Raw genomic sequence first — 17584 nt, forward strand, 5'->3', positions numbered from 1 at the left:
GCAACCGTGCGGCAGACCCGCGTCGCCGTCGTGGGCAGCGCCAACATGGATCTGGTGGCCACCGCCGGGGCCCTGCCCCGCCCCGGGGAGACGGTGCTCGGCAGCGACTTCGTCATGGTGCCCGGCGGCAAGGGGGCCAACCAGGCGGTCGCCGCCGTGCGGGCCGGTGCGTCCTGCGCCTTCCTCGGCGCGATCGGCTCGGACGCGTTCGGCGTGACCCTGCGCGCCCGGATCACGGCGGCCGGCGTCGACACGGGCCACCTCCGGGTGGTCTACGGGGCGTCCGGCGTCGCCCTGGTGATGGTCAGCGCCGACGGCGAGAACGCCATCCTGGTCACCCCCGGGGCGAACGCCGCGTTCACCGGCCTCACCGAGGGCGAGCTGACCGCCGTACGCGACGCGGACGTCCTGGTCGCCCAGCTGGAGATCCCGGTGGCGACGGTGACGGAGGCCGCGCTGGCCGCCCGGGCCGCCGGCACCCGGGTGATCCTCAACGCCGCGCCCGCCCGGCACGTGCCGGCCGAGCTGCTCGCCGCCGTGGACCTGTTGGTGGTCAACGAGAACGAGGCGCGGACGCTCACCGGCGCCGGGCGCGACGACCCGGGTGCCCTGCTCACGCTGGTGCCCCGCGCGGTGCTGACCCTCGGCGGCGAGGGCGCCTGGTACGTCGAGCGCGACGCCGCGCCGGTGCACGTCCCGGCGGTGCGGGTCGACGTGGTCGACTCGACCGCCGCCGGGGACGCGTTCACGGCCGCGCTCGCGGTGGCCTGGGGCGAGGGGCGGGACCTGCGGGCGGCGGTGCACTGGGCGGCGGCGGCCGGCGCGGCCTGCGTACGCAGGCTGGGCGCGTCCGTGGCCCTGCCCAGCCGGGCCGAGATCGACCAGCTCTACGCCCCGCCGGCCTGAGCTGACCGTCCGGCCGGTTCACCCGCCGGGGCGACTCACTCGTCGGTCAGCTTCTCGCCCCGGCGGCGGAGCATGCCGAGGCCGGGGATGCCGGCCACGGCGAGCTTCAGGTCCCGGGTGACGTCGAGCAGGTCGTGCAGGTCGGGGCCCACCCGGTCCAGCGTCGCCAGGATCGGCAGGATGTCGGCGGTCAGGTGCTCCTTGAGTTTGGGCAGCTCGTCGACGAGGCGGATGGCCGCGGTCACCTCCTCGTGGCTGAGCTGCTCGACGAACCGGGTCGCCATCGGCGCGCCCCGGCGCAGCGCCGGCTCGTACGCGGCCAGCAGCTCGGCGGCGGTGCCGGCCGCCTCGGCGGCGGCGGTCACGGTCCCCGCGGCGCGGTGGGCCACCGCGTCGGCCTCGGCGACCACCGTGCCGGCGGCGGCGGAGACCCGCTCGGCCTCGCCGACGACCACGGCCGCGGCGGCGGCGACCTCGGTGGCGTCGTCGAGCACCCGGTCGGTGCGGTCCAGCGTCCCCTCGATCCGGTCCACCACCCCGTTGATCCGGTGCAGCAGCGCCTCCACCCCGTCCAGTACCGCGAAAGCGCGGGCCGGGACGGCGGCGAACGAGGCGGCCGAGCCGAGCGCCTGGTCGAGGGCGGTGCGGGTGAGGCCGACGACGGCGGACGGCCGGGGGAGGGGAATCACCATGCCTCCCAGTGTGCGTCGGACGGACCAGTGCCGCCCGGTCAGTCCCGGTCAGCCCCTGTCGCCCTGCTGCTCCACGGCCCGCTGCACGGCGCGGTAGATCTGCCCGAACCGCAGCGCGTCCGGCGTGCTCAGCAACATCACCTCCCGCCCGTGGTGCTGCACCCACAGCTCGTTGACCCGGTTGCCGCGCTCGTACGAGCGGTCCAGCCAGCCGAGCGGCAGCTCCAGGAACGGAACCAGGGCCAACGCACCGACCGCGCAGGCGGCCAGGATGATCAGGGCGAGGGTCCAGTTGCCCCGGTCCTGCGCCGACCAGGCGAGCGACACCACGCAGACCAGCGCCACCAGCGGCGGCAGCGACAGCAGGAGCACCAGCACGCCCCGGCCGATCACCCGGCCGCGGACGGCGAGGGTAGTGCGTCCGCGCGCGTGCCAGACGTACGTGACGTCGGCGAGCGCGATGGTGTGGCCACCCACCCGGATCGACTCGGAGGTCACCTGCACCGCGTCGTCCTGGTAATAGATGGCCATCACCAAGCCTAACCGCCGCCGGGCGCGCTCGCCCAGCCCGGCGAGGGACGTTCGGGTCCTAGGGAGCTGAGTCATCCACGACATCGCCCGCCCGGGCACGGCATCCCTCCCCGGTCGGACACCGCACTGCACCGCACTGCACCGCACCACGCAGCACCGCACGGCACAGCCCCGCCCCACGCAGCACCGCCCCGCATCGCACGGCACCCCACCGCACAGCCCCGCCCCGCATCGCACGGCACCCCACCCCACCCCACCGCACCGCACCGCACCGCACGGCACCACACAACGCCGCACAGCGCCGCCCGCCCCGGGGCCTGATCCATCCACGACATCAGCTCGCTAGTCGGGCTGAAGCCCCTGCTGGGGGTCCGGGGCGGCGCGGGAGCCGCCTCCCCCCGGCCGGCGAGGTGCGGTGCGGGCCGGGCGCTACGGCCTGACGGCGTTCCCCGGCGGGCGGCCGCCGGTCTGACCGAACCGCTCCGCCTGCCCTGCCGGGCTGGCCTCCACCGCCCGCTGCACCGCCCGGTAGATCTGCCCGAAGCGCAGCGCGTCGCCCGTGCACACCAGCCGCACCGGCTGGCCCCGCCAGCGGGCCCACAGCTCCAACTGGCGGCTGCCCCGGGCGTACGAGCGGTCCAGGTGCTCGAAGAGGAAGTCGGCGACCGGCCCGACGGCGAGCCCGACCAGCACGGAGGCTCCCACGATGGCGATCGTGACGGTCAGCGAGCGGTGCAGCCACAGCGCGAGCGCCACCCCCAGCGCGGCGGCGACCAGCGGGCCGGCGAGCGCCGCGCCGATCGCGCCGCGGCCGGCGAGCACCCGCCAGGACCGGCTGCCGCGCAGGTGCCAGACCATGCTGATCTCGGCCAGCGGGTACGTCCGGCCGTCCACCCGCACGGAAGTGGAGGTGACCTGCACCGACCTGTCGTCGTAGTACGTGACCATGGCGGACTCCGGTGGGGCGGGGCGGACATCAGACTATCTGCCCCAACGATCCGGGCCGTAAGGTTGGCACGCGACTTCGACGAGGAAGTGAGGGCAAGTGTGAGCGAGTTCGTGCGGCTGGAGACCAAGGACGGCATCGGCACCATCCGGTTGGACCGGCCGCCGATGAACGCGCTGAACAAGCAGGTCCAGGAGGAGTTGCGCGCCGCCGCGGCGGAGGCCACCGCCGACCCCGAGGTCCGCGCCGTCATCGTGTACGGCGGCGAGAAGGTCTTCGCGGCCGGAGCGGACATCAAGGAGATGGCCGTCATGTCCTACGTGGACATGGCGGAGCGGGCGGCGGACCTGTCCAGCGCGCTCGGCGCGTTCGCCCGGATCCCCAAGCCGGTGGTCGCCGCGATCACCGGTTACGCCCTCGGCGGCGGCTGCGAGCTGGCCCTCGCATGCGACTGGCGGGTGGTGGCCGAGGACGCGAAGCTCGGCCAGCCGGAGATCAAGCTGGGTGTCATCCCCGGCGCGGGCGGCACTCAGCGGCTGGCCCGGCTCGTCGGCCCGGCCCGCGCGAAGGACCTGATCATGTCGGGCCGGATGGTGGACGCCCAGGAGGCGCTGCGGATCGGCCTGGCCGACCGGGTCGTGCCGGCCGCCGACGTGTACGCCGCCGCCGTCGAGCTGGTCACCCCGTACCTGAACGGGCCGGTGCAGGCGCTGCGGGCGGCGAAGCTGGCGGTCGACGCCGGCCTGGACATGGATCTCACCTCGGGCCTGGCCTGGGAAACCCAGCTCTTCGCGGCGTTGTTCGCCACCGACGACCGGCGTGAGGGCATGGCCGCCTTCGTCGAGAAGCGGAAGCCCGACTTCACCGGCCGTTGACCCGAGCCCGGTTCACATTCCGCCTACCGGCCAGTAGCGTGTGACTCCGGCCACGGTGAGGGGAGCGGCGATGACGGAGCGGGTCGAGGGTCACGGCGGACAGTTGGCGCTCGCGGCGCTGCGCGCGCACGGCGTACGCGAGATGTTCACCCTCTCCGGCGGGCACGTCTTCCCGCTCTACGACGCGGCGCACACCGCCGGCTTCCCGCTCTACGACGTGCGGCACGAGCAGTCGGCGGTGTTCGCGGCCGAGGCGGTGGCCAAGCTCAACCGCCGCCCCGGCCTCGCCGTGCTCACCGCCGGCCCCGGCGTCACCAACGGCGTCTCCGGGCTGACCAGCGCCTTCTTCAACGCCTCGCCGGTGCTGGTGCTCGGGGGCCGGGCCCCGCAGTTCCGCTGGGGCTCCGGCAGCCTCCAGGAGATGGACCACCTGCCGCTGGTCGCCCCCGTCACCAAGCACGCCGAGACGGTGTTCGGCGCCGACGACATCCCGCGCGCGGTCGGCGCGGCGCTGACCACCGCGCTCACCCCGCACCGGGGCCCGGTCTTCCTCGACTTCCCGCTGGAGGCGATCTTCTCCGTCGGCGACGCCGAGCTGCCCGAGGCGGTCGCGCCCGCCCCGATCGAGGCCGACCCGGAGGAGGTGACCCGGGCCGCCGCGCTGATCGCCGCCGCGCACCGCCCGGTGATCATCGCCGGCTCCGACGTGTACGCCGGGGACGCCGTCGACGCCCTGCGCGCCGCCGCCGAGGCGCTGCGGGTGCCCGTGTTCACCAACGGGATGGGGCGCGGCGCGCTGCCCCCGTCGCATCCGCTGGCCTTCGCCAAGGCCCGCCGGGTCGCCCTGTCCGGCGCCGACGTCGTCGTCGTGGTCGGCACCCCGCTGGACTTCCGGCTCGCCTTCGGCGACTTCGGCGACGCCCGGGTGGTGCACGTGGTGGACGCGCCCAGCCAGCGGGCCACCCACGTCACCCCGGCCGCCTCGCCCGCCGGTGACCTGCGACTGATCCTCACCGCGTTCGCCGAGCACCCCGGCGACCGGGCCGACCATGACGACTGGGTCGCGCGGCTGCGCGAGGCCGAGGACGCCGCGAAGGCCCGCGACGCCGAGGCGATGGCCGCCGAGACCGACCCGATCCGCCCGGCCCGCGTCTACGGCGAGCTGCGCCGGGTGCTCGACCCCGACGCCATCACCATCGGCGACGGCGGCGACTTCGTCTCGTACGCCGGGAAGTACCTGGAGCCCGCGCAGCCCGGCACCTGGCTCGACCCGGGCCCGTACGGGTGCCTCGGCACCGGCCTGGGTTATGCGATGGGGGCCCGGGTCAGCCACCCCGACCGGCAGGTCTGCGTGCTGATGGGCGACGGCGCGGCCGGCTTCTCGCTGATGGACGTGGAGTCCCTGGTGCGCCAGAAGCTCCCCGTCGTGATCGTGGTCGGCAACAACGGCATCTGGGGGCTGGAGAAGCACCCGATGCGCGCCATGTACGGCTACGACGTCGCCGCCGACCTCCAGCCCGGCCTGCGCTACGACAAGGTCGTCGAGGCCCTCGGCGGGGCGGGCGAGACGGTGGAGAAGGCCGGCGACCTCGCCCCGGCCCTGGAGCGGGCCTTCGCCTCGGGCGTGCCGTACCTGGTCAACGTGCTCACCGACCCGGCCGACGCGTACCCCCGCTCGTCGAACCTGGCCTGAGCGCCACCGCTTAATTCGGGGGACTCCCGGCGTCTGTCGTCGTAACGTCAGCCGAGGCTCGGCAGTTTGTCAGTGCCGTCGGCCAGTTGGCGTGACACATGCACAGACGACGGGAGTTTCCATGACGTACGCGATCCGGGCGGAGGGCCTGGTGCGACGCTTCGGCGCCACCACGGCCCTCGCCGGAGTCGACCTCGCGGTCCCCAGCGGGACCGTGTACGGGTTGCTCGGGCCCAACGGGGCCGGGAAGACCACCACCGTGCGGGTGCTCGCCACCCTGCTCGCCGCCGACGAGGGCCACGCCACCGTCGGCGGGTACGACGTGCGCCGCGACGCCCACCGGGTGCGCCAGCTCATCGGTCTCACCGGCCAGTACGCCTCGGTCGACGAGGCGCTCACCGGCACGGAGAACCTGCTGCTCATCGGCCGGTTGCTCGGGCTGTCCCGGGCCGACGCCCGGGCCCGGGCCCGGGAGCTGCTCGCCCGGTTCCAGCTCGCCGACGCCGCCGACCGGGCGGCGAAGACCTACTCCGGCGGCATGCGCCGCCGCCTCGACCTGGCCGCCAGCCTGGTCGGCCGCCCGCAGGTGCTGTTCCTCGACGAGCCGACGACCGGGCTCGACCCGCGCAGCCGCAACGACCTGTGGGACACGGTGCGCGGCCTGGTCACCGACGGGGTGACGGTGCTGCTGACCACGCAGTACCTGGAGGAGGCCGACCAGTTGGCCAGCGAGATCGCCGTGGTCGACCACGGGCGGGTGATCGCCCAGGGCACCCCGGAGGAGCTGAAGGCCAAGACCGGCGGCCAGGTCCTCGCGATCCGTCCGGCGGACCCGGCCGACCTGGCGACCGTGGTGGCCATCGCGGGGGAGGCCGCCGCCGCCAGTCCCGAGGTGGCCCAGAGCACCGTGACCGTCGCGGTCAACGGCCCCGGGGTGCTGCCCGCCGTGGTCCGCCGCCTCGACGACGCCGAGATCCCCGTGGCCGAGCTGGCCCTGCGGGGCGCCAGCCTCGACGAGGTCTTCCTGCACCTCACCGGCCACCGTGCCGAGCCCGACGCGCCGACCGGCGACGACACCCCGTCCGGGGCCGACCTGGAGAGGACGCCGGCATGACCGCCGCCACCGTCACCGCCCCGCTCACCCCGGCCCGCCGCCTCGGCGTGGGCGCCGGGGTGCGGCACACCCTCACCCTGGCCTGGCGCAGCCTGGTGCAGATCAAGCACAACCCGATGGAGCTGCTCGACCTCAGCATCCAGCCGGTGATGTTCGTGCTGCTGTTCACGTACGTCTTCGGCACGGCGATCTCCGGCTCGCCGGGGGAGTACCTCACGTTCGCCCTGCCCGGCATCATCGTGCAGAACGCCCTGTTCGCCACGATGACCACCGGGTTCGGGCTCAACAACGACCTCACCAAGGGGGTGTTCGACCGGCTGCGCGCCCTGCCGATCGCCCGCTGGGCCCCGCTGGCCGGGCGGATCCTCGCCGACACCGTCAAGCAGGCGTGGTCGGTGTCGCTGCTGATCGGCGTCGGGGCGATCCTCGGCTTCCGGCTCGGCAACGGGGTGCTCGGGCTGCTCGGCGCGTTCGCCCTGCTGCTCGCGTTCTCGCTGGCCGCGGCATGGATCTCGGTGCTGGTCGGGGTGCTGGTCAGCGAGCCCGACAAGGTGCAGATCTTCGGGTTCACGGTGATCTTCCCGCTCACCTTCACCAGCAACGTCTTCGTCCCCACCGACCGGATGCCGGGCTGGCTCCAGCACTGGGTCGAGGTCAACCCGGTGACGATCCTGGCCGACGCCCTGCGCGGCCTGCTGGTGGGCGGCCCGGTGGTCGGCCCGGCGATCCAGGCGATGATCTGGGCCGTCGCGCTCGCCGCCGTCTTCGCGCCGCTGGCGGTCCGGGCGCTGCGGCGTCGCGTCTGACGCCTGCCGGGGGCGGCCCGGTCACACCTCGGGGCGGTTCTCCTCCCGGGGCGGGTCGCCCTCGCGGCGGCGCAGGTCGTCCTCGCGCTTGCGCAGGTCCTCCTCCCAGCGGCGGAACAGCTCGGCGTCCTGCCGCCGGGTGCGTTCGGCCAGGGAGTCGAGGAACTCCGGGTCGTCGTCCGGGGCGAGCGGCCGGCGCGGGCCGCCGGGGGCCGACCGGGTCGCGCCCGGCCCTGGGGCGGGGCGCTGCCGGCCGGCGATGAACCAGGCGATCGAGCCGACCAGCGGGAAGAACAGGATGATCAGCACCCAGGCGATCCGGGGCAGCCCACGGATCGCCCCCTCCTCGGCGGAGAGGCAGCTGATCAGCGCGCACACCGCGAGCGCGATCTGGACCAGGAAGAGCAGGACGTACAGGCGGGCCATCTCCCCATCATGGCGCACCCGCGCCCGTCACCCCAGTCCGCGCAGGACCAGCAGCACGCCCAGCGTGGCCTGCCACGCGGCGGCGAGGGCCAGCGCCGGCATGGTGCGGGAGGTGGCGCGCACCGGCCCCGACCCGACGGCCCGCCCCCAGCACAGGGCGAGGGCCGCCGCCCAGCCGGCGACCGCCGCGCCGGCCAGCACCGCCCCGGTGGCGTCCCCGGTGAGCGCCAGCCGGACGGTCAGCACGGTGACGGCGGTGAGCGCGAGCAGGCTGCGCCGCCAGGCCAGGCGGGTGCGTTCGGGTTGCAGCCCCGGGTCGCCGGCCGGGCCCGGCCCGACCGTCACCGGCCGCCGACCGTCACCGGCCGCCGACCGTCACCGGCCGCCGATCGCGCGGGCCAGCACCGCGATGACCAGCAGCACCGCGCCCAGCCCCACGGCGAGGGCGAGCACGGCGGGGAAGCGGGACGCCGGCAGTTCCTCGCCGAGCCGGATGGCGCGTTCGGTGCGGGCCCAGTGGTCCACGGCGCGCACGGCGACGGTGCCGCCGAGCAGCAGCAGCGCGACGGCGATCGCCTCGCGCAGGTGCGCCAGCGGCAGCGGCGGGAGGAACTGGGCGGCGGCCAGCCCGCCGGCGACCAGGGCCAGCCCGGTGCGCAGCCAGGCCAGGAACGTCCGCTCGTTGGCCAGGGAGAAGCGGTAGTCGGGCGTGCTGCCCACCGACCGCAGCTCCCGCGGGTCGAACCACCGCCGTACCGTCTCCCACACGCAGCCGATTATCCGCTTTGTCCAGGGCATAGGTTGGACGGGTGACTGATCTTGATGCGACGACGCTGCGCGAGGCGTACGACAACCAGCTCAAGGCGTGGGCTCCGGACCCGCTGCCGGAGGGCGTGACGGTGGAGCGGGACGGGCCGCTGGTGCGCGTCCTCGGCCTGGACCACGGGGGCTTCCTGACGTACCGCGACCTGGGTGGCCTGACCGGGGCGGCGCTGGACGCGCTGATCGCCCGCCAGGTGGAGTTGTTCCGGGCCCGGGGCGAGTCGGTGGAGTGGAAGCTGCACGGCCACGACGAGCCCGCCGACCTGCCGGACCGGCTGCGGGCCGCCGGGTTCGTGCCGCAGGAGCGGGAGACCGTCGTGATCGGCCCGGTCGCGCCGCTGGCGGCCACGCTCCCGGTGGCCCCCGAGGGGGTACGCCTGCGCGAGGTCACGGCCCGCGCCGACCTGGACCGGATCATGGCCATGGAGGAGGAGGTCTGGGGCGAGAGCCGGGATCACCTCGCCGACGGGCTGGAGAAGGAGATCGCCGCCGACCCGCAGTCGATCACGGTGGTGGTCGCCGAGGCGGGGGAGACGGTGGTCAGCGCCGGCTGGGTGCGCTACGTGGCGGGCACCGGCTTCGCGACGCTGTGGGGCGGCTCGACGCTCGCGCAGTGGCGACGCCGGGGCATCTACCGGGCGCTGGTCGGCTACCGGGCGCGGCTCGCCGCCCAGCGGGGCCGGACCCTGCTGCAGGTGGACGCCTCCGAGGACAGCCGGCCGATCCTGCAGCGGTTGGGTCTCGTCCCGGTCACCACCACCACGCCCTACATCTACACTCCGTGACCATGAGCCAGCCGCTGACGGACGAGGAACGACTCACCCTGAAGACGGGCGCGTTCGGCGCGGTCTTCCTGGTGTCGAACGCCGACCCGGGCATGTTCGCGATGCTGCGGGAGAGCTTCGCCGCGTCCGGGGCGATGGCGGGGGCGAGCGGCCCGGTGAAGGAGGCGCTGACGACCGGCCCGCTGCCGAGGCTGCCCCGGGACTCGGCCCTGGAGGTCGAGGCGGTGGTGCTGCCGGCGCTGGGCCGGGCGGTGGAGATCCTGCGCGCGAAGTCGCCGGGGGACGTGGCGGCGTACCGGTCGCTGGTGCTGGCCGCCGCCGACCAGGTGGCGCGGGCGCACCGGGGGGTGACGCCGGCCGAGGCCGAGGTGATCGACCGGATCCGGGGCGCGCTGGCCGAGCCGGCCTGAGTCCGCGCGTGTCCGGTGTGCGCCCCGGAGGCCGGGCGCGCGGTGAGCTGTGTCACCCTGAGGCCCCCGGGAGCCGATGCTACTTGTGGGTAACATTGGCGCGTGGGCAAGTGCACAGCAGTCCGTGGTTGACCGATCGTTAAGTTTCGCGGGAGGCTGCGCCCGTGACCTGGCGAGGGATCGCCACACCAACAGGAGGGGTCGTCGAAGCGCGATGAACATCGTCGTACTCGTCAAGCAGGTGCCCGATTCGGGCGCGGACCGCAACCTGCGTCCTGACGACAACACCGTCGACCGCGGTTCGGCGAACAACGTCATCAACGAGATGGACGAGTACGCCATCGAGGAGGCGTTGAAGATCAAGGAGGCGCACGGCGGCGAGGTGACCGTCCTGACCATGGGTCCGGACCGGGCGACCGAGTCGATCCGCAAGGCGCTGTCGATGGGGCCGGACGCCGCCGTGCACGTCGTCGACGACGCCCTGCACGGGTCCTGCGCCGTGGCCACCTCGAAGGTGCTCGCCGCCGCCCTCGGTCAACTCAACGCCGACCTGGTGATCTGCGGCGCCGAGTCGACCGACGGCCGGGTCCAGGTCATGCCGCACATGATCGCCGAGCGCCTGGGCGTCGCCGCGCTGACCGGCGCGCGCAAGCTCACCGTCGACGGCTCCACCCTGACCGTCGAGCGGCAGACCGAGGAGGGCTACGAGGTGGTCACCGCCTCGACCCCGGCCGTCGTCTCCGTCTGGGACACCATCAACGAGCCGCGCTACCCGTCCTTCAAGGGCATCATGGCCGCCAAGAAGAAGCCGGTGCGGACCCTGTCCCTGGCCGACCTCGGCGTCGCCCCGGCCGAGGTGGGCTTCGACGGCGCGACCAGCACCGTGCTGGAGCACAGCAAGCGCCCGCCGCGCTCCGGCGGCGCGAAGGTCACCGACGAGGGCTCCGGCGGCGCGCAGCTGGTCGAGTTCCTCGCCACCGAGAAGTTCGTGTGAGGGGTGCAGGTCATGTCTGAGGTTCTCGTCGTCGTCGAAGCCACCCGCGAGTTCGGCGTCAAGAAGGTCACCCTTGAGATGCTCACCCTCGCCCGCGAGCTCGGCACGCCCAGCGCGGTCGTGCTCGGCGGTCCCGGCGCGGCCGAGGCGCTGAGCGCGAAGCTGGGCGAGTACGGCGCGGAGAAGATCTACGCCGCCGAGAGCGAGGAGATCGACGGCTACCTGGTGGCCCCGAAGGCCACCGTGCTGGCCGACCTCGTCAAGCGGGTGCAGCCGGCCGCCGTCCTGCTCGCCTCCGCCCAGGAGGGCAAGGAGATCGCCGCCCGGTTGGCCGTCAAGCTGGACAACGGCATCCTGACCGACGTGGTCGCCCTCGCCGCGGACGGCACCGCCACGCAGGTCGCGTTCGCCGGCTCGACCATCGTCACGTCGAAGGTCACCCGGGGCCTGCCGCTGGTCACCGTGCGGCCGAACTCGCTCACCCCGGCCCCGGCCCCCGCCACCCCCGCCGTCGAGCAGCTCACCGTGACCGTGGGCGACGCCGACAAGCTGGCCAAGGTCGTCGACCGCGTCGCCGAGCAGAAGGGCTCCCGCCCCGAGCTCACCGAGGCGTCGGTGGTCGTCTCCGGTGGCCGTGGTGTCGGCAACGCGGACAACTTCAAGCTGGTCGAGGAGCTGGCCGACCTGCTCGGCGGGGCCGTCGGCGCGTCCCGGGCGGCCGTCGACTCCGGCTTCTACCCGCACCAGTTCCAGGTGGGCCAGACGGGCAAGACGGTCTCCCCGCAGCTCTACGTCGCGCTGGGCATCTCCGGCGCGATCCAGCACCGGGCCGGCATGCAGACCTCGAAGACCATCGTCGCGGTGAACAAGGACGGCGAGGCCCCGATCTTCGAGCTGGCCGACTTCGGCGTGGTCGGCGACCTGTTCAAGGTCGTGCCGCAGGCCGCCGAGGAGATCCGCAAGCGCAAGTGAGCCACCCCGGGGCGACCCGGGCGCAACGCCGAAGGGGGCCACCCGGGATCGGGTGGCCCCCTTCCGCAGTTGCCTGTCTACGGGGAGCTGATCGGCGGGCCGGGGAGCTGATCCGGCCCGCCGATCAGCCCGTCAGGGTGCCCCTCAGCAGGCTGTCGCCGGAGTGGGCGGGCTTGTTGTCGTACTGCTCAGCGGAGACGTCCACCACCGAGTAGGTCCGGAGGTCGACGTTTGGCGGCAACGGTAGCAGCGCGTCCCCCGTGCCGGCATTCAGCACGCCGACCGAGAACATCCGCATGGTCGCCGGGTCGATGAGCCAGACCTCGTAGTACCCCGGTACCGCCGGGAGATTCGCCACGTGCAGGTGCAGTTGGTTGTCGGTGAACACCCGGGCGTCGCCGCTGGCGTCGCGCGGCGTCGTCCCGTACGCGGTCAGGGACCCGCTGGCCAGCACCACGCGCTCCGGTGGCCGGGGCTCGTCGGCGGAGCCCGACAGCACGGCGAAGGTGCCCACCACGCCGACCGCGGCGGCGGCCGCCGCCGTCACCGCCGTGACCGCCCAGCGGGGCAACCGGCGACGCCGCCCACCGGCCCGGCCGGGCCGGGCCGCGCCGGTCTCCGGCGTCGGGGCGGTCGCCGGCGGCCCGGCGGCGCGGCGGTCGCCGAGCGACGGCAGCGCCTCGGCCGCCGCGACCTCCGCGACGATCCCCTGCCACACGTGCTCGGGCGGGTCGGGCAGGTCGCCCAGCCCTTGGGTGCCGGCACCGAGGCCGGCGACGTGCCGCAGGCCGTCCACCTCGGCCCGGCAGTGCGCGCAGGCGTCGAGGTGGCGGGCCTCACCATCGTCCGCCTCGCTCTCACCGAGCGCCAGGAAGACCAGCCGGTCGCGGTCCAGGTGCTGCACCGTCCACCTCCCATCTGCGTTTCAGGCTCGCCATACCTCGCCGGATGTGACTCTTGACCGTCCCCAGCGGCACGCCGGTCACCGTCGCGATCTGCTGGTGCGTCAGGTCGTCGTAGAACGCCAACTCCAGCATCCGACGCTGGTCGTCGGGAAGCCGGGCCAGCTCGTCGGCCACCACCAGCCGGTCGACGACCGTGTCCGGGTCCGGGCCGGTCGGGGCCGGATCGGGCAGTTGCCGCACCGTCTCCACCACGCGGTTCTCCCGCGCGGAGGCGCGCAGCCGGTCGACGACCTTGCGCCGGCCGATGCCGAGCAGCCAGCCGATCAGCGACCCCCGGGACGGATCGAAGGTGTCCCGCCCCAGCCAGGCCGCGACGAAGGTCGCCTGGGTCACGTCCTCCGCGTCGCTGCGGTTGGCCAGCGTGCTGGTGGCCAGGTGCAGCACCGCCCGGCCGTACCGGTCGTACGCCTGGCGCAGGGCGGCCTCGTCACCCGCGCGGAACCGCTCGGCGAGGTCGTCCTGGGGTGGTGGCTCGGGTTCCTGTTGCACCGCTGTCACCGGGCGGTTCGCCTTCCGTGGAGCATGCCCGACTGTAACCCCCGCCGTCATCGCCCCACCTTCGCGCCTCGTGCGTCCGCACCTGTCTCACCTGCTCTTCGCCGTCGAGGGCCCCCGTGGATGCGCCCGCCGGAAAGAAAAAGAAGTCGGCGGAGGGCGCATCCGGGGCGGCGGGAGCCGGCGTAACCCGTTCTGCAAGCCAGGCCTGACGAACCAGCATGAACCACCAGGAGGCAGACATGCAGCTCTCGTACTTCCGTCGGGTCGCCGCGGGCGGCGCGGTCGCCGCGCTGACCTTCGCCGGCGCCGGTGCCCTCACCGCCACGCCGGCCTACGCCGCCACCAGCAAGGTCTCCGTCGTGCACGGCATCCCGGACACCCCCGTCGACGTGTACGTCAACGGCAAGAAGACCCTCGACAACTTCAAGCCCGGCGACGTGGCCGGCCCGCTCGACCTGGAGCAGGGCGCGTACGACATCGCCCTGACCAAGCCCGGCGAGGCGCTCGACAAGGCGATCCTCACCGTCGACGACGCCGAGGTGCCGGGCGGGGCGAACATCAGCCTCGCCGCGCACCTCGACGAGGCCGGCAAGCCCAAGATCACGCCGTTCGCCAACGACACCGCCAAGGTCGACGCCGGCAAGGCCCGGCTGATCGTCCGGCACACCGCCGCCGCCCCGGCCGTGGACGTGCGGGCCGGCGGAAAGCCCGTCTTCGAGGACCTGACCAACCCGAACGAGGCGAAGGCCGACGTCGACGCCGGCACCGTCTCCGCCGACGTGGTGCTCGCCGGCACCGACACCGTGGCGATCGGCCCCGCCGACCTGGACCTGAAGGAGGGCACCGCAACCATCGTCTACGCGATCGGCTCGGCCGAGGCCAAGAACCTCGACCTGGTCGCGCAGACCATCACCGGCCTGCACTCCGCCCCGGGCGGCGTGCCCAGCGGCACCGGCGGCCAGGCCGGCACCGGCGTGCAGACCTGGTGGTACGTGCTGGCCGGTGCCGGCGTCCTGCTGCTGGTCGGCGGCGGCGCGCGGGTGGCCGCCACGGCCCGGACGTCCCGCCGGTGACGGTGCGCAACCGCGGCGCGCTGGCGGCGATGGCCGCCGGCGCTGCCGCGCTCACCGTCGCCGCCGTGGTCGCCTGCGGCTCGCAGCCCGCCGAGGACGTCGGCGCGGACGACGCGGCGGCCCTGGCCGTGGCCACCCCGTCGCCGGGCGCGAGCGCCCCCGGTGGCCCGTCGGTGCCGGTCACGGCCGGCGAGCTGCCCGCCGGCGACGCGACCGTGCCGCCGGTGCGGCTGCGCATCCCGGCGATCGACGTCACCGCCCGCGTCGACCCGGTCGGGGTCAACCCGCGCACCGACGAGTTCGAGGTCCCGCCCAGCGTGGACCGGATCGGCTGGTACCGGTACGGCCCCGGCCTGTCCGCCGACGCCGGGTCGGTGGTGATCGCCGGCCACGTGGACAGCGCCGAACAGGGCAAGGGGGCGTTCTTCCGGCTGCGGGAGCTGGACCGGGGCGACACCGTCACCGCCACCGGCGGCGACGGGACGACGCGCGAGTACCGGGTCGTCGCCCGCGAGGAGTACGCCAAGACGAAGATCCCGCTGGACCGGTACTTCGCCCGCGACGGCAGCCCCCGGCTCACCCTGATCACCTGCGGCGGCCCGTTCGACCCGCAGACCCGCCGATACCGGGACAACATCGTCGTCACCGCCGTCCCGGTGTGAGCGGTCACGCCCCGGGGTCTTGCCGCCCCGGGGCGCGGGTGACCTCCGGAGTCGGGCCGGCGCGAGGCCGGTCAGTAGGCTGAACGGCGATGGCATACCTGGATCACGCGGCGACGACTCCGATGCTCGACGAGGCACTGGAGGCGTACGTGGCCGCCGCTCGCGAGGTCGGCAACGCGTCGTCACTGCACGCGGCGGGCCGGCGCGCCCGCCGTCGGGTGGAGGAGTCCCGCGAGCGGGTGGCCGCCGCGCTGGGCGCCCGCCCCTCCGAGGTGATCTTCACCGGCGGCGGGACGGAGAGCGACAACCTGGCGGTCAAGGGCATCTTCTGGGCCCGCCGGGCCGCCTCCCCGGCCCGCCGCCGGGTGGTCTCCAGCGCCGTCGAGCACCACGCCGTCCTCGACACCGTCGACTGGCTGGCCGAACGCGAGGGCGCCGAGGTGGGCTGGCTGCCGGTGGACGCCGCCGGCCGGCTCGACCCGGAGGCGCTGCGCGCCGAGCTGGCCGACCACGGCGACGCCGTCGCCATGGTCACCGCGATGTGGGCCAACAACGAGGTCGGCACCCTCCAGCCGGTGGCCGCGCTGGCCGCCGTCGCCGCCGAGCACGGGGTGCCGTTCCACACCGACGCGATCCAGGCGGTCGGCCAGGTGCCCGTCGACTTCGCCGCCAGCGGCGTCTCCGCGCTGACGGTCACCGGGCACAAGCTCGGCGGCCCGGCGGGGGTGGGCGCGCTGCTGCTCGCCCGCGACGTCGCGGCCACCCCGCTGCTGCACGGCGGCGGCCAGGAACGCGACGTGCGCTCCGGCACCCTCGACACCGCCGGCATCGTCGCCTTCGCGGTCGCCGTCGAGGCGGCGGTGAAGGGCCAGCAGGAGTACGCGGCCCGTGTCGCCGCCCTCCGTGACGACCTCGTGCGGCGGGTCCGGCACGCCGTACCCGAGGTGGTCTTCAACGGCGACCCCGACGACCGGCTGCCCGGCAACGCGCACTTCTCCTTCCCCGGCTGCGAGGGCGACGCGCTGCTGCTGCTGCTCGACGCCCAGGGCATCGCCTGCTCCACCGGCTCGGCCTGCTCGGCCGGGGTGGCCCAGCCCTCCCACGTGCTGATCGCGATGGGCGCCGACGACGACCGGGCCCGATCCTCGCTGCGCTTCACCCTCGGCCACACCAGCGGCCAGGCCGACGTCGACGCGCTCGTGGCGGCCCTGCCTGCGGCGGTGGAGCGGGCCCGCCGCGCCGCCGCCCTGCGCGCGCCCCGGTAGGCTCGAAGCCGGGGAAGGGAGCGTGACGCGGTGAGGGTGTTGGCGGCCATGTCCGGCGGGGTCGACTCCGCCGTGGCGGCGGCGCGGGCCGTGGAGGCCGGGCACGACGTCACCGGCGTGCACCTGGCGCTGGCCCGCAACCCGCAGACGTACCGCACGGGGGCGCGCGGGTGCTGCACGCTGGAGGACTCGCGGGACGCCCGCCGCGCCGCAGACGTGCTCGGCATCCCGTTCTACGTGTGGGACATGGCCGACCGGTTCCACGCCGACGTGGTCGACGACTTCGTCGCCGAGTACGCGGCCGGCCGCACCCCGAACCCCTGCCTGCGCTGCAACGAGAAGATCAAGTTCGCGGCGGTGCTGGACCGGGCCGTGGCGCTGGGCTTCGACGCGGTGGTCACCGGCCACCACGCCCGGCTCGGCCCCGACGGGCTGCTGCGCCGCAGCGTCGACGCGGCCAAGGACCAGTCGTACGTGCTCGCGGTGCTGACCCGCGCCCAGCTCGACCGGTCGGTCTTCCCGCTCGGCGACTCGACCAAGGCCCAGGTCCGCGAGGAGGCGGCCCGGCGCGGCCTCGCCGTCGCCGACAAGCCCGACTCGCACGACATCTGCTTCATCGCCGACGGCGACACCCGGGGCTTCCTCGCCGGCCGGCTCGGCGAGACGCCGGGCCAGGTGGTCGACGCGCTCACCGGCGCGGTGGTCGGCAGCCACACCGGCGCGTACGCGTACACGGTGGGGCAGCGCCGGGGCCTGCACCTGGACCGGCCCGCCCCCGACGGCCGCCCCCGCTACGTGCTCTCCATCACCCCGAAGACCAACACCGTCACCGTGGGGCCGGCCGAGGCGCTGGAGGTCTCCACGGTGCGCGCCGAGCGTCCCGTGTGGACCGGCGGCGAGCGCCCGGCCGGGCCGATCGAGTGCGAGGTGCAGCTGCGCGCCCACGGCGACGTGGTGCCCGCCACCGTCGAGCTGACCGGCGACACGCTGCGCGCCGAGCTGCGTCGCCCGGTGCGCGGGGTCGCCGCCGGCCAGGCCGTCGTCGCGTACCGGCCGGACCCGGCCGGCGACGTGGTGCTCGGCTCGGCCACCATCGCCGGCTGACGCGGTCCCGGCCGCGCGACCAGCGCCGCGTGCGCGCTGCCCGGC

At 74.7% G+C, this 17584-nt stretch carries 21 protein-coding genes; 13 read left to right on the forward strand and 8 right to left on the reverse strand.

All coding sequences use genetic code 11. The annotated features are described in order from the left end of the window. The first annotated feature begins 6 nt into the window (after positions 1–6). Positions 7–906, forward strand: a complete 900-nt coding sequence (locus tag TK50_RS08430) for a ribokinase (protein WP_043962220.1) — start codon at positions 7–9, stop codon at positions 904–906. 35 nt (positions 907–941) lie between these two features. On the opposite strand, the gene TK50_RS08435 is transcribed toward TK50_RS08430, so the two are convergent. The 3 genes from TK50_RS08435 to TK50_RS08445 form a co-directional block, all read right to left on the reverse strand. Beyond that, on the reverse strand, positions 942–1598 hold the full coding sequence (locus tag TK50_RS08435; protein WP_043962221.1) for a hypothetical protein: 657 nt from the start codon (positions 1596–1598) through the stop codon (positions 942–944). Between the two features lie 48 nt (positions 1599–1646). Continuing rightward, positions 1647–2129 carry a DUF6232 family protein gene (locus tag TK50_RS08440; RefSeq protein ID WP_043962222.1) on the reverse strand — a complete coding sequence of 161 codons (483 nt, stop codon included), beginning with the start codon at positions 2127–2129 and terminating at the stop codon, positions 1647–1649. Positions 2130–2558: 429 nt separating this feature from the next. Beyond that, on the reverse strand, positions 2559–3077 hold the full coding sequence (locus TK50_RS08445; protein WP_043962223.1) for a DUF6232 family protein: 519 nt from the start codon (positions 3075–3077) through the stop codon (positions 2559–2561). Positions 3078–3176: 99 nt separating this feature from the next. Here TK50_RS08445 and TK50_RS08450 point away from each other — a divergent pair, with 99 nt between their 5' ends. The 4 genes from TK50_RS08450 (at position 3177) to TK50_RS08465 (ending at position 7563) form a co-directional block, all read left to right on the forward strand. Further along, entirely contained in the window at positions 3177–3950 is a 774-nt protein-coding gene (locus TK50_RS08450; RefSeq protein ID WP_043962224.1) for an enoyl-CoA hydratase/isomerase family protein, read from the forward strand. Between the two features lie 70 nt (positions 3951–4020). Continuing rightward, positions 4021–5643 (forward strand): acetolactate synthase, encoded by a 1623-nt coding sequence (locus TK50_RS08455; protein ID WP_043962225.1) that lies wholly within the window; start codon positions 4021–4023, stop codon positions 5641–5643. Positions 5644–5764: 121 nt separating this feature from the next. Further along, a complete protein-coding gene (locus tag TK50_RS08460) occupies positions 5765–6757 on the forward strand; it encodes a daunorubicin resistance protein DrrA family ABC transporter ATP-binding protein (protein ID WP_043962226.1) in 993 nt (330 codons plus the stop codon). After that, the gene (locus TK50_RS08465; RefSeq protein ID WP_043962227.1) at positions 6754–7563 is read left to right on the forward strand and encodes an ABC transporter permease; all 810 of its coding nucleotides are present in this window, start codon (positions 6754–6756) and stop codon (positions 7561–7563) included. The genes TK50_RS08460 and TK50_RS08465 overlap by 4 nt, the downstream gene beginning before the upstream one ends. A 21-nt stretch (positions 7564–7584) precedes the next feature. Here TK50_RS08465 and TK50_RS08470 read toward each other — a convergent pair whose 3' ends face one another. The 3 genes from TK50_RS08470 to TK50_RS08480 are packed head-to-tail and all read right to left on the reverse strand — an operon-like array spanning position 7585 to position 8787. Further along, entirely contained in the window at positions 7585–7989 is a 405-nt protein-coding gene (locus tag TK50_RS08470; protein ID WP_043962228.1) for a PLD nuclease N-terminal domain-containing protein, read from the reverse strand. A gap of 27 nt (positions 7990–8016) precedes the next feature. Then, complete coding sequence (locus TK50_RS08475) at positions 8017–8334, reverse strand: DUF202 domain-containing protein (protein ID WP_043962229.1); 318 nt, start codon at positions 8332–8334, stop codon at positions 8017–8019. 30 nt (positions 8335–8364) lie between these two features. Next, the gene (locus TK50_RS08480) at positions 8365–8787 is read right to left on the reverse strand and encodes a YidH family protein (protein ID WP_255704076.1); all 423 of its coding nucleotides are present in this window, start codon (positions 8785–8787) and stop codon (positions 8365–8367) included. Positions 8788–8798: 11 nt separating this feature from the next. Here TK50_RS08480 and TK50_RS08485 point away from each other — a divergent pair, with 11 nt between their 5' ends. From TK50_RS08485 to TK50_RS08500, 4 genes are all read left to right on the forward strand, one after another. Next, the gene (locus TK50_RS08485; protein ID WP_043962231.1) at positions 8799–9596 is read left to right on the forward strand and encodes a GNAT family N-acetyltransferase; all 798 of its coding nucleotides are present in this window, start codon (positions 8799–8801) and stop codon (positions 9594–9596) included. Next, the gene (locus tag TK50_RS08490; protein ID WP_043962232.1) at positions 9593–10006 is read left to right on the forward strand and encodes a hypothetical protein; all 414 of its coding nucleotides are present in this window, start codon (positions 9593–9595) and stop codon (positions 10004–10006) included. The genes TK50_RS08485 and TK50_RS08490 overlap by 4 nt, the downstream gene beginning before the upstream one ends. Positions 10007–10220: 214 nt before the next feature. Next, positions 10221–11000 carry an electron transfer flavoprotein subunit beta/FixA family protein gene (locus TK50_RS08495; RefSeq protein ID WP_043962233.1) on the forward strand — a complete coding sequence of 260 codons (780 nt, stop codon included), beginning with the start codon at positions 10221–10223 and terminating at the stop codon, positions 10998–11000. 12 nt (positions 11001–11012) lie between these two features. Beyond that, a complete protein-coding gene (locus tag TK50_RS08500; RefSeq protein ID WP_043964114.1) occupies positions 11013–11972 on the forward strand; it encodes an electron transfer flavoprotein subunit alpha/FixB family protein in 960 nt (319 codons plus the stop codon). A 124-nt stretch (positions 11973–12096) separates the two neighbouring features. Here the strand turns inward: TK50_RS08500 and TK50_RS08505 are convergent, their stop codons facing one another. Continuing rightward, positions 12097–12876 carry an anti-sigma factor gene (locus TK50_RS08505; RefSeq protein WP_043962234.1) on the reverse strand — a complete coding sequence of 260 codons (780 nt, stop codon included), beginning with the start codon at positions 12874–12876 and terminating at the stop codon, positions 12097–12099. Next, positions 12830–13486, reverse strand: a complete 657-nt coding sequence (locus TK50_RS08510) for an RNA polymerase sigma factor (protein ID WP_176734048.1) — start codon at positions 13484–13486, stop codon at positions 12830–12832. The genes TK50_RS08505 and TK50_RS08510 overlap by 47 nt, the downstream gene beginning before the upstream one ends. Positions 13487–13674: 188 nt before the next feature. Here TK50_RS08510 and TK50_RS08515 point away from each other — a divergent pair, with 188 nt between their 5' ends. The 4 genes from TK50_RS08515 (at position 13675) to mnmA (ending at position 17539) form a co-directional block, all read left to right on the forward strand. Continuing rightward, entirely contained in the window at positions 13675–14508 is an 834-nt protein-coding gene (locus TK50_RS08515) for a DUF4397 domain-containing protein (RefSeq protein WP_043964116.1), read from the forward strand. Further along, on the forward strand, positions 14505–15170 hold the full coding sequence (locus TK50_RS08520) for a class F sortase (RefSeq protein WP_043962236.1): 666 nt from the start codon (positions 14505–14507) through the stop codon (positions 15168–15170). Before TK50_RS08515 ends, TK50_RS08520 begins: the two co-directional genes overlap by 4 nt. Positions 15171–15259: 89 nt before the next feature. Next, complete coding sequence (locus tag TK50_RS08525) at positions 15260–16435, forward strand: cysteine desulfurase family protein (RefSeq protein ID WP_043962237.1); 1176 nt, start codon at positions 15260–15262, stop codon at positions 16433–16435. Between the two features lie 30 nt (positions 16436–16465). Next, positions 16466–17539 carry a tRNA 2-thiouridine(34) synthase MnmA gene (gene mnmA, locus TK50_RS08530; protein ID WP_199485986.1) on the forward strand — a complete coding sequence of 358 codons (1074 nt, stop codon included), beginning with the start codon at positions 16466–16468 and terminating at the stop codon, positions 17537–17539. Positions 17540–17584: the final 45 nt, after the last annotated feature.

Source organism: Micromonospora haikouensis, from assembly GCF_000876225.1.
Taxonomy (GTDB): Bacteria; Actinomycetota; Actinomycetes; order Mycobacteriales; family Micromonosporaceae; genus Micromonospora; species Micromonospora haikouensis.